13 protein-coding genes and 1 tRNA gene are annotated in these 10897 nt (G+C 57.2%); 3 read left to right on the top strand and 11 right to left on the bottom strand.

What is annotated here, in order from left to right; all coding sequences use genetic code 11:
- Positions 1–206: 206 nt before the first annotated feature.
- A complete protein-coding gene (locus tag ACF8O8_RS18355) occupies positions 207–878 on the bottom strand; it encodes a Bax inhibitor-1/YccA family protein (RefSeq protein ID WP_003251184.1) in 672 nt (223 codons plus the stop codon).
- 133 nt (positions 879–1011) lie between these two features.
- On the opposite strand from ACF8O8_RS18355, the gene ACF8O8_RS18360 reads away from it, so the two are divergent.
- A tRNA-Ser gene (locus tag ACF8O8_RS18360) sits at positions 1012–1099 on the top strand.
- A gap of 386 nt (positions 1100–1485) precedes the next feature.
- Here ACF8O8_RS18360 and ACF8O8_RS18365 read toward each other — a convergent pair.
- Positions 1486–2172 (bottom strand): hydrolase, encoded by a 687-nt coding sequence (locus ACF8O8_RS18365; protein ID WP_010954791.1) that lies wholly within the window; start codon positions 2170–2172, stop codon positions 1486–1488.
- Between the two features lie 207 nt (positions 2173–2379).
- On the opposite strand from ACF8O8_RS18365, the gene ACF8O8_RS18370 reads away from it, so the two are divergent.
- The gene (locus tag ACF8O8_RS18370; RefSeq protein WP_010954790.1) at positions 2380–2841 is read left to right on the top strand and encodes a RidA family protein; all 462 of its coding nucleotides are present in this window, start codon (positions 2380–2382) and stop codon (positions 2839–2841) included.
- Between the two features lie 19 nt (positions 2842–2860).
- Here the strand turns inward: ACF8O8_RS18370 and ACF8O8_RS18375 are convergent, their stop codons facing one another.
- The 6 genes from ACF8O8_RS18375 to ACF8O8_RS18400 all read right to left on the bottom strand — a co-directional run bounded on the left by ACF8O8_RS18375 (position 2861) and on the right by ACF8O8_RS18400 (position 7703).
- A complete protein-coding gene (locus tag ACF8O8_RS18375) occupies positions 2861–3847 on the bottom strand; it encodes a LysR family transcriptional regulator (protein ID WP_010954789.1) in 987 nt (328 codons plus the stop codon).
- A gap of 154 nt (positions 3848–4001) precedes the next feature.
- Positions 4002–4409: a hypothetical protein gene (locus ACF8O8_RS18380; protein WP_392510204.1), complete on the bottom strand. Its 408-nt coding sequence runs from the start codon at positions 4407–4409 to the stop codon at positions 4002–4004.
- On the bottom strand, positions 4385–5710 hold the full coding sequence (locus tag ACF8O8_RS18385) for an SDR family oxidoreductase (RefSeq protein ID WP_392510199.1): 1326 nt from the start codon (positions 5708–5710) through the stop codon (positions 4385–4387). The genes ACF8O8_RS18380 and ACF8O8_RS18385 overlap by 25 nt, the downstream gene beginning before the upstream one ends.
- 32 nt (positions 5711–5742) lie before the next feature.
- Positions 5743–5976, bottom strand: a complete 234-nt coding sequence (locus ACF8O8_RS18390) for a PLD nuclease N-terminal domain-containing protein (protein ID WP_010954786.1) — start codon at positions 5974–5976, stop codon at positions 5743–5745.
- Between the two features lie 13 nt (positions 5977–5989).
- The gene (locus ACF8O8_RS18395; protein WP_392510200.1) at positions 5990–7192 is read right to left on the bottom strand and encodes a zinc-dependent alcohol dehydrogenase; all 1203 of its coding nucleotides are present in this window, start codon (positions 7190–7192) and stop codon (positions 5990–5992) included.
- Between the two features lie 148 nt (positions 7193–7340).
- Positions 7341–7703 (bottom strand): response regulator, encoded by a 363-nt coding sequence (locus tag ACF8O8_RS18400; protein WP_010954784.1) that lies wholly within the window; start codon positions 7701–7703, stop codon positions 7341–7343.
- A 147-nt stretch (positions 7704–7850) separates the two neighbouring features.
- Between ACF8O8_RS18400 and ACF8O8_RS18405 the strand changes: the two genes are divergently transcribed.
- Positions 7851–8969 (top strand): sensor histidine kinase, encoded by a 1119-nt coding sequence (locus ACF8O8_RS18405; RefSeq protein ID WP_392510201.1) that lies wholly within the window; start codon positions 7851–7853, stop codon positions 8967–8969.
- Between the two features lie 5 nt (positions 8970–8974).
- Here the strand turns inward: ACF8O8_RS18405 and ACF8O8_RS18410 are convergent, their stop codons facing one another.
- From ACF8O8_RS18410 to ACF8O8_RS18420, 3 genes are all read right to left on the bottom strand, one after another.
- Positions 8975–9376, bottom strand: coding sequence for an NUDIX domain-containing protein (locus ACF8O8_RS18410; protein ID WP_392510202.1), 402 nt, complete (start codon positions 9374–9376; stop codon positions 8975–8977).
- Between the two features lie 288 nt (positions 9377–9664).
- Positions 9665–9991, bottom strand: a complete 327-nt coding sequence (locus ACF8O8_RS18415) for a general stress protein (RefSeq protein WP_010954779.1) — start codon at positions 9989–9991, stop codon at positions 9665–9667.
- 311 nt (positions 9992–10302) lie between these two features.
- On the bottom strand, positions 10303–10897 hold a 595-nt coding region (locus ACF8O8_RS18420), incomplete at its 5' end, for an OBAP family protein (RefSeq protein WP_392510203.1).

The raw sequence follows: 10897 nt of genomic DNA on the forward strand, positions 1-10897 counted from the left end.
GGGAACAAACAGGGCGGTCGCGCGCAGGCACAGGCGATACTGGCCCGAAACAAATGTAGGAGCGAGCTTGCTCGCGATGCGCCGCGCGGGCGGCGCTCGATCTATCAGGCGCTGAACCTCTTGCGACGAACATCCCGTAACTCAACCCATTTCCAACGCCCACAAAAAAGCCCGCCGAAGCGGGCTTCTTGCGGTACAGCAATCAATCAGTCGTCACGACCCATGATGCCAAACAACTGCAGCAGGCTGACAAACAGGTTGTAGATCGACACATACAGGCTGATGGTTGCCATGATGTAGTTACGTTCGCCACCATGAATGATCGCGCTGGTCTGGAACAGGATGCAGACCGACGAGAACAGCACGAAGCCAGCGCTGATTGCCAGTTGCAGGCCGCTGATCTGGAAGAAGAAGCTGGCAACGACAGCACCCAGCAGAACGAAGAAGCCCGCAGTGATGAAGCCACTCAGGAAGCTCATGTCCTTGCGGGTGATCAGCACGTAGGCCGACAGACCACCAAACACCAGCGCAGTCATGGCAAACGCGGAGCTCACTACCTCGGCGCCACCGGCCATGCCCAGGTAACGGTTGAGGATCGGGCCGAGGATGAAGCCCATGAAACCGGTGAGCGCGAAGGTGGACACCAGGCCCCAGGCCGAATCACGCAGTTTGTTGGTAAGGAAGAACAGCCCGTAGAAGCCGATTAGCACCACGAACACGTTCGGGTAGCCGACGCGCATCTGCTGGGCAACGAAAGCCATGACACCGCTGAAGGCGAGGGTAAGCGCCAGCAGGCTGTACGTGTTGCGCAGGACCTTGCTGATCTCCTGCTGCTCGACCTGCTGGCCGTGGTGGACGGCATAATCCTGTTCGCGCATGGCGACACTCCTTGGTAAACCTGTGGTTTCGGACGTTCAGATGCTAGGAGTCTATCAGAGCTCCTGCAACCCGCGACACAGAGAGTTTGACAGCGTGTTTCATTAAGGTATTATGGCGGCCGCAAAACGAGCTGGAAGCGTGGCCGAGTGGTTTAAGGCAACGGTCTTGAAAACCGTCGATGGGCAACTATCCTAGAGTTCGAATCTCTACGCTTCCGCCATATTCAAAGCCCTGATTATTCAGGGCTTTTTGCGTTTTTGGGGCTCCGATTTTCTACCCTTGTCATACGGATCACGCCCGCATTTCTCTGTTCATTTCCGCATGCTGTGACCGATATGCCTCCAACATCATCTGCTTGGCCGTTGCGACCTGCCAGGGTTTGAGCCGCCCAGTCGACTGAATCGCAACGGTGGCTATAACGATGCCGTTAGCACTGTTCATGGGGCCAATTCATCCTGAAAAATCTGAAGAGGGTAGATCCGGGCAGCACGGGTCGCTGAAGCCTCTCCCGAGGCCTCAGAACACGCCGTCTCGATTCTCTACCCCGGATCAGCTCGATCCAGCCCCGCTTGTTGATCAGGAACCAACTTTGGGGCTGATCAGGCATCAGATCGATGCGGGCACGGGTGCCAAGGTGGGGCCGTGCTGAACGCGCTCTGGCGCTTTGTGCACCATGGTATAGGCGTAGTCGACGCCCATGCCGTAGGCGCCCGAATGCTCTTTGACCAGCGCCATGACAGCATCGTAGGTGTCGCGGTTTTTCCAGTCGCGCTGCCACTCCAGTAGCACCTGCTGCCAGGTAACTGGCACCACGCCCGCCTGGATCATGCGCTGCATGGCGTAGTCGTGAGCCTCCTTGGTCGTGCCCCCGGAAGCGTCGGCAACCATATAGATCTCATAGCCTGCATCGTGCATGGCGGACAGCGCGAAGGTGGTGTTGCAGACCTCTGTCCACAAGCCCGAAACGATGATCTTGTTCCGACCATTCTTCTTCAGCGCGTCTCGAACCTTCTGGTCGTCCCAGGAGTTCATGGAGGTGCGCTCAAGCAATGGCGCATCAGGGAAGACCGCGAGCAGCTCGGGGTAGGTATGCCCGGAGAAACTCTCGGTTTCGACCGTGGTGAAGACGGTCGGCACATTGAAGATCCTGGCTGCTTTGGCCAAACCTACCGTGTTGTTCTTCAGCGTCTGCCGGTCAATGCTCTGCACGCCAAAAGCCATTTGCGGTTGCTGATCGATGAAGATCAGTTGGCTGTTGAGCGGGGTCAGGACTTCAGTGTGTGGATTGCTCATTGTTCTTCCCTTTTGCTGAACGGTGGCGAGAGTTTTTCGGCGGGTCGTCGCCGAGTGCCAGCCCAAGATAGCGAAACACTCAGCGAATCGGTGGCGCAATTTTGCGCTCTTGTAGGCGCTTTAATGCGCCATTGGTAGCGTCCAATCCGGTGCTAGGATTTCGGCCAGTCGGATCACGTCGATCCATTTTTCGCCAAGGAGAATCCAATGGCCGCTTCACGACCTTTCAACGACGACACTGCTTACTGGGGCGTTTCATGGGAAGAGGGCTACGGCTATCCGCAAGCGCGGCGAGTTGGCAACGAGATCTTCATCTCGGGGCAGTTCAACCATGACGAAGAGGGCAACCTGGTAGCGCCGGCGCCACTGAATGCTGACGGTCGTCCGAGCGATTTCTCGTCAATGGGCGAACAGATGCGGGTTTCCTACGACAACATTGCCAAGTTGTTGGCCTTGTATGGCGCCACGATGCAGGATGTCGTTGAGGAGACGCTGTATGTGTTGGACATGGACGCAGCCTTCGCCGTAGTCGGTAAGGTGCGCAAAGCGGCCTATGGCACCGAGCGCCCGCAGGCGGCCAGTAATATCATCGGTGTATCGCGGCTCGCACAGCGTCCCCAGCTGATCGAGATCGTGTGTCGTGCTGTGATCGGCACCCAAGCCAAATGAACGGCGCCTCCGATTTCAACTAGGAAGCAGGGATGGCCTGCTGACCTTCGACCAAAGGTTTGAGGTCGGCCACGGCAGCCGCGCAGAACGTCATGAATGCTTTTACCCGCCAGGACTTTCTGATGTCCTGGTGGGTGAGCAGCCACAACTCATCCTGAAGCTCCTGCACCACTGGGCCGGCTCGAACCAATCCGGGGGTAATGTCGCCCAGCATGCAGGGGAGGAAACCAAAACCCAGGCCCGCCGCAATAGCGGCACTTGCTGCCGCCACGGAATCAGTGCGGTAAGAAATAAGCTCCGAGGGCACCCGACATTCGACGTAGCTTGTTGCCTTCAAACCGCACAAGCCTCCCGAGTAGGATACCCATGCCTGACCCTCAGCGAAGGGATCGGTAATCGCCGCCTGCTTGACGCTGCCATATGCCGCCCACGCGATGTTGGCGAGCTTGCGGCCCACGAGGGTGTCCGTTGGTTTTTTGGTCGCGCGTACCGCAATATCCGACTCGTCCCTTGCCAAACTCAACGTCTGGTTGCCGACCAACACCTCGATGGTAATCCCCTCATTGAGGGCTTTGAAGTCCGCGATGATCGGCGTGAGAAAGTACAACAGCAGCGAGTCGCTGGTAGTGATTCGCAGCTTTCCCAAGGGGCCCTGGCCGGCGCGGGACACCCTGCGGGTGACACTGACGATGTCCAGCTCAACGCGCTCGGCCAGCGCACGCAGCTCGACGCCTTCGGCAGTCAGCAGATACCCCGCCTTGCGATGATCGAAAAGCGCGACCCCAAGCGTCTTCTCAACTTGCGCGACCCGGCGCGAGACGGTGGACACATTGATGCCGAGCTTCTTGGCCGTAGCGGCGCGGTTGCTGCAATCACTCAGCGTTTTGATGATCCGCAAGTCGTCCCAGGAAAGTTGGCTGACAGCTTCGCCGACATCCCATTTCGGGCCGTTGGCATTTGCAGGGATCGACTGGGCACTTCCAGGTGACGGCTTCACGACAATCATTCCAGGTGGGGAGGGCTGATAATACGAGAAGGAGCCCGGCCAACCAAGGTGAGGTTGGAAGGCGTGCCTGGTTCATGGGCAGAAGAAGGCTGTTGCTTGTTCGACATCTGAAGCGGATCCCTGCCAGCCGTGGCACTGGCAGGGAATGGCCTTGTCAGGCGGCCCGCTGCTCGCCCTTGAGCATCTTTCTCTGGGCTTCCATGGTTTGCCCAAGCTGTTCCAGCACGTCCTTGCCAAGAAGCTTTTTGGCCGTCGGGAAGAGTTCGCCTTCTTCTTCCTCGGTGTGGTGCTCCAGCAGCTCTTTCATGACTTTGACCCGACCGTCAAACTCAACGGAGCCGGTTTCAGTCTGCAGGAGGTCAGGGATGACGAGGGGGGCGACAGTGCGATGCTCTTCCTTGGCCTCGTAGTACTTTTTCGCCTCTTCCTTGCCGCCGGCTTCTTTAATAGCCGGACATCTGACCCTCGCCGCAGCGTAGTAGGCATGGACGTAGTCTTGCGAGAAGCTCCGTCCATACCCCGATAGATGTTGCCTCTCTAGTGTTTCCTGCGTCGGGAACAGGCGATTGTTAACCCTGCGATGATTCCAAGCGCCGCTGCGCCTATTAGCAGGGGCGTTTTAGCTTTAGGTTTCCTCCACCCTCCGTCGATACTCCTTCTGTCACTTGGAGGCTCAAACAGGTTGCCCGATGAGGTTTCGGCTATGGGACTACGATTTATCCCCCACCGCGTTACCCATCCAGACAACAAAGCTATTCCTGGTACTAGGTAGCTGGCCAAGTGTGCGAGGCGAGCAGCAGTCCCGACCGTTGTGTGAGCTCGAGGTGAAATTGCACAGGCTACCATTGCCTTGGCTACCCGTTCGGGATCGTAGATGGGGCTTGGCGGTGTCAGCGCATGCCCGGTGTAGTTGCCGCCGTCTCGGAAGCCGGGTGTGTCCATGACTGCTGGATAGATGTCGCAAACATGGATGTTTGGAAACTTGGTCAGCTCCCCTCGCAGGGCCTCGGTCAGTCCACGCAAACCGAACTTGCTCGCCGAATAAGCCGCTGCATAGGGCTGGGCCACCCAGCTGCCCAGCGACAGTGTGTTGATCAAAATGCCGCTACCTTGCGCTTTGAAGAAGGGAAGGGCGACGTAGGCGCCTCGCAGGTATCCAATCAGATCGGTCTGGATAACCTGTTCGTGAGCTTCCAGCGGGGTATCCTCAAAGTTCCCAACCGCACCAACTCCGGCGTTGTTGACCCAGATATCGATCCGTCCATGGCCAAACGCTGAGGCCTGGGCGGCCAGCGCTTGAACCTGGTCGCTGTGGGTGACGTCGGTGGTGACCGCTATGGCATCCGTACCACAATCGGTGCATTCATCCAGAACGTCAAATAATGCTTCTTCATCGCGGGCTGCGAGCACCAAGCGTGCGCCTTTGCAGGCAAAGGCGTGCGCGGCGGCGCGGCCTATGCCGCTGGATGCCCCTGTGATTACCACAACTTTGCCACGCAGCGGCCCCCTGACGGGATATCCCCTACGGGGAGCTTCTTGCTCTGTGCCGCTGCTACGGTGTTCGAAGGGTGCGATGATTTCGTCGGCCTCGACCAGAGAGAGCTCAAGGGCGGTGCCATCGACCAGGGTCAAGGTCAGCCCTTCGACCGTACCTGCCTCTTTGTTTGGAAACACGGGTTCACCTTCAGCATCCAGGCTGTCGTAGATGAAGCGTGTACCTTCGAGCCATCCCACGGCGGTGAGAAGCTCGGGGCCTAGATAATATTTCCCGTCTTGAAAGAAGCCTGGAAACTGATGCGCTCGCTCCACGTTTTCAACCCGGTAGCGCTCACCTGATTTCATACCTGTCGCTTGATCGACCATTATGCAAACCTCTATAGGTGGGGCCTGGAATATCAGCCTTTGCTGTGCTCGTCGGAAGTGGGCCCAGTGCCTCGCTTGATGCCTCGCGGGCCAGCAACGCCCCATATCCCCAGGCCAACAAGCGGTAGGGCCACGATCAGGAGAGCCCAGGCCGCTTTCACGGCATCTGTCTTGTCGCTCCGGAACACGCTGACGATGGCCCACAGGTCGATGAGCAGAAGAATTGCCGCTACGGCAATCCAGAAGTAACTGGCGAGACCGTTCATGATCATTCCTCCTCTAGAGGTGGTCAGGGCCCAAGGTGCCCGGTGCAGCACCTGGCACGAGGATGACCTTGCGGCAGTTATCCTGCTTTTGATCGAACATTTTGTAGCCCATGGCCGCCTCTTCTAGGGCTAAGCGGTGAGTAACGATCAGTTCCGGTTGCAGGCGTCCTGCTTCAATGTGCTCCAGCAGTTCGGGAAGGTATTTTTGAACATGGGTCTGACCCATTTTGAAGGTCAGGCCTTTGTCGAAGGCATCACCGAACATGAAGCCGTGAATGAAACCCGCATACACGCCGGGCACGCTGACTGTGCCGCCACGTCGCACAGCCGCGATGCTCTGGCGCAGGGCCTTGCCGCTGCTACCTTCCAGTTTCAAGGCCGTCATCACGGTTTCCGTGGTGCTGCCTTTGGCTTCAAACCCGACGGCATCGATGACCGCGTCCACGCCACGCATACCCGGTGTCTGGCGAATGATGCTGTCGGCAGGATCATCATCCTGTTCGAAGTTGATCGGGATGACGCCATAGGCTTCCTGGGCATACGCCAGCCGGTAGTCGTTGTCATCCACCATGAAGACGGTGTGCGCGCCCAGCATCCGTGCGCAGGCGGCACTCAACAGCCCCACTGGCCCCGCGCCATAGATCGCTACCGATGAGCCTTCGCCAATCTCGGCATTGATGACCGCTTGCCAAGCGGTGGGAAGGATGTCGGATAGGAACAGCACTTTGTCATCCGCGAGGGTCGTCGGGACTTTGAATGGCCCGACATTGCCTTTGGGCACCCTAACGTAATCAGCTTGGCCTCCAGGGATCCCTCCATACAGATGGCTGTATCCGAACAGCGCTGCGCCTGGTGGTATGCCCTTTTTGTTGATGATCGATCCGCGCCCGGTATTGGTGGTTTCACAGGCAGCGAAGAGATCATGCTGGCAGAAAAAGCAACTTCCACAAGCGATGACAAAAGGAATCACCACTCGGTCGCCAACCTGCAGGGTCGTCACGTCCCTGCCAACCTCTTCCACGATGCCCATGAACTCGTGGCCGAAGATGTCGCCTTGCTCTGTTTCCGGGATCTTGCCTCGATAGAGGTGGAGGTCGGATCCGCAGATGGCGGTGGCCGTCACCCTTAAGATGATGTCGTCTGCGTCTTGGAGGATGGGGTCTGGGACAGAATCGACCCGCACATCGTTAGCACCGTGGTAGGAGACTGCTCTCATAGTCTTGCTCCTGCAAAAAAACCGTGGGGTATGCAGGGGAAGTCTTTTGGGGTGGCAAAGTTCAGACCAAACGCTTCAGTGGTGGGGGAAGCAGTTTTGATTGGCGCTAGGTTACGAGTTGGCGCCAGATGGCGACATGTCCCGATCCTCACCGGGTGGGTAGCAGCTCTTGCATGGCGCGGCTGAGCGAGTCCAAGGTGCAGGGCTTTTTAATGAAGCGCGCATTGGCAGGTAGGGAGCTGGGCGAAAAGACGACATGACCTGAGACGATGATCACTGGCAACTCAGGATGCTCCCACCAGATGGCTTTGGCTAATTCGAGACCATCGATGTGCCCGGGCATCTGTATGTCAGTAATGACTAGGGAAAGGTCTGGAATTTTCTCCAAGATGGCCAAGGCATCGTCCGCACTGGCGCAATCAGTGACGGTGTGACCGAGGTGCGTGACGGCCTCGGTCATCAACCACCGAAGAACCTCATCGTCCTCTACTACCAACACCTGGTGTCGCATAGTTAGCCTCCCGCCCTACCTCTACAGACCTGGCATATAACAACGCGTTCCAAAGCGCTGACAGAGTATGACGAAGTGGTTTCTTTGCCCTGATGACTCAATGGGCTAGGCTGAACGCTTGGTACGTGTGGATGGTGGGAAACCGTAATGCGCCTGTACGACTTCATTGAGAGTGATATGGGAAGCATTCTCCAGGCTTGGGAGGATTTCGCACGTTCGGTCAAGACGGACTTACCCACTCAGGATTCAGCCGGCCTCAGGAATCACTCTGAGAAGATTCTGCGCACCGTTGCCGCTGATATGCGTACTGCTCAGACTGCGCATCAGCAGTCTGAGAAGGCGCAAGGCAGAGGCCCTCTAATGAGGAGCGATACGGCGGCTCAGACCCATGCCATTACTCGTTTGATAGCGGGCTTTTCGATGGATCAATTGGTCTCTGAGTACCGAGCGCTGCGCTCGAGTGTTCTATCGCTCTGGCTGGCAAAAGAGACGCTCCGAGACGCAGAGCATGTTCAGGACATGATCCGCTTCAACGAGGCAATAGACCAAGCCATGGTTGAATCCATTGCAGCCTATGGCGCAGCAGTGGAATCAACTCGAAAAATGGTACTGGCTGTGCTTGGCCATGATCTGCGTTCGCCATTGGGTGCGGTACTCATGGCTGGTGATCTAATCCTGCGACAGGATGAGTCAGGTGAGAAGGTAAAACTGCTCGCCGCTCAGGTTTGTAACAGCGCTCGCCGGGCCAACAATATGGTGAACGACCTTCTGGATCTGGCGCGCTGTAATTTGGGAACAGGTATCCCGGTGCACCTGCAGCAGGTGGAGCTGAACCCGATCTGTCGCTCGGTCATCGAGGAACTGCGCGCGGGTTCCCCTTGGGCGAACATTATTTTGAACGAATCCGTACAGATCACCGGTCAGTTTGATCCTGATCGCATGGCTCAGGTCTTCTCCAATTTGATTGGCAATGCCCTGCTCCATGGTGACTCGACGCTACCGATCCAGGTCACTTTCTTCAGCGAAGCCGGAGTTCCGCGCTTCAGCGTGCACAATTCCGGAGAGCCGATTCCCAGCGATGTGATGCCCTATCTGTTCAAGCCAGAGGGCAGATATTCAAGCTACGCGGCAGAAGAAAAGGGCTCAGCCGCTGGGTTAGGGTTGGGGCTATTCATCGCATCGGAAATAGTCGCCAGCCATGGTGGCAGGATAGAGGTCGAGTCTGGCGTTGAAGGGGGGACGACCTTTCAGGTCATTCTGTCCTGATGGCTTCAGTCCGACTGGAAGCGCCTACCGTTGACAGCTAGGAAGCCTTTTCGCCTCAGCAATTCGGTGTTTGTAGGTTTGACCGTAACCTGCTCGAGTTCGGGAGCTGAGAACCAGCGACACTCCACGATCTCGTGTGAGGGGTGCGGCTGTACTGACGTTGGCACGTTCATGCGATAGAGCCAGTGCTCTTCCGATTGGAGCACGCTGTGTCCGAGGAACTGAGCATCCGTCAGTTGCATGCCGGTTTCTTCACAGAGCTCTCGACGGGCTGCTTCTAGCTGGGTCTCTCCAGGATCGATTTTTCCGCCTGGCAGTGACCACTCGGAGGCTTCCTTGCGCACCAGCAAGACTTTGTCGGCTTGCAGGCAAATGACCGTGGAGTGCAGTTCTTTCGATTGGCTCATGACGGTTCCTCCGGTATGAACGGAAGGCCATACCTGCATCTGGAAGTTCACTCCGCTCGGTGAATGGCCTGTCGGGTCGTTGCACCAACCTCTCAGCATGATTCCAGCCGCTTCCACTAATCCGGGCGGTTGTTGCTCTCTAAGCGGCCTGCGCTTTCTGCGCGGGATTTTTTCGGCTATCAATTGGGAAACTGTACTGTTTCCTTAGCCGGTCATTCCGTCATTCCTCGAATGGTGGCTTCGAAGATGTTGGGGAAGCCAGGGTTATCCCTCTCCCTGGCTATTTGCTCAGCGGTTGTCTTCCGCCATTCCGCTGTCTTCGTCCTGAATAGCTTGCGACTCATCGTCCATACCTTTCTCCCGGTCAGTTTTAATACCGGTGGAATGGCCTCCTTGGCCACCCCGTTGGGATGCACCACCGGCACGCTGAGGATCATCTTCCTGACGGTTACTGCCGCTGCCATGCCCAGTTTGCTGATCCTCAGGTCTCCCTCCGGACATTTGACCGCCTTTCTGGCCTGCTTCAGACGCCCGTTGTGGATCATTGGCAAAATTGCCAGGGTTGTTTTGAGCGGTGCCGCCTTGCTGACCAGCTTTCTCTTGATCGTTAGCCATGATCTCGCACCTCGTGTGTTCACACAGAGAGCCTGTGTTTTCTTCGGATGCTGGGAGAGTGCGGGATGCTCCCTTTACTTTCGTGCTAGCTGACCGGGTGCGCGAAAGATCGTAATACGCAACGTATCGTGTGATAAAGACCGTTGCAATGGCATAGCTAGGTGTGGGGATCTGAGCGCGGCTAACTTACTTCCAAGAGGGGCAAACGCTGCCGGATGTCGGCGATAAGCCGTCTGCCCAGGGTGCGGTTTACGACAGCCGTCCCAGGAGAGGCACGCCAGGGGCATAGCTACATGCAACTGTCCCAGGTGCTATTGGCTGGAACGGCTGTTCGCTTTCTCAGATGTCGACGTGGAGGGCCGATGCAGATGAGCACCTGTTGGATCGGTGATCTGAATAACGTTGCCGTGTTGCCAACCATCCGCCTTGGGATCAGCCGCAGGGATTTGAATGTCAGCCCGCTGAGCTTTGGTTTTTGCCGCATCCACCCCCAGACGGCGATTGCGCTGCTCGACCATCGCCGGGTCAGCCTGGCCATCCATTGTGAACCCCATCATCAACTGCGGAACGCCCACAGGAAGAGCTTTATCTTGGTCGGTGTGCCACGTGTGCCATGTCTTCCCGTAGGTATGGGCAAGCCGCTCCATCAGCGCATGCTCAGCAGTCGCGGGTATGCCTGGTGCAACCAACTGACCGGACGAGACTTCATAGCCGTGGCTGTGCCACATCGCCTTCTCGTTGGCCGGCAGACCAGCAAACAGCTTTTCGTCGATGATGTACTCGACACCCATGATCTTCGCTTCCTTGGTATTACCGTCGAAGATGACGCACTGGATGACATCCTCATTCAGGATGGAGCAGTAGTGATGCGCTTCCATCTGCACATCAGGATGTCCGTTGTAAAAG

Origin of the sequence: Pseudomonas sp. TYF_14 (assembly GCF_043105275.1) — a bacterium.
GTDB classification, from domain to species: Bacteria; Pseudomonadota; Gammaproteobacteria; order Pseudomonadales; family Pseudomonadaceae; genus Aquipseudomonas; species Aquipseudomonas alloputida.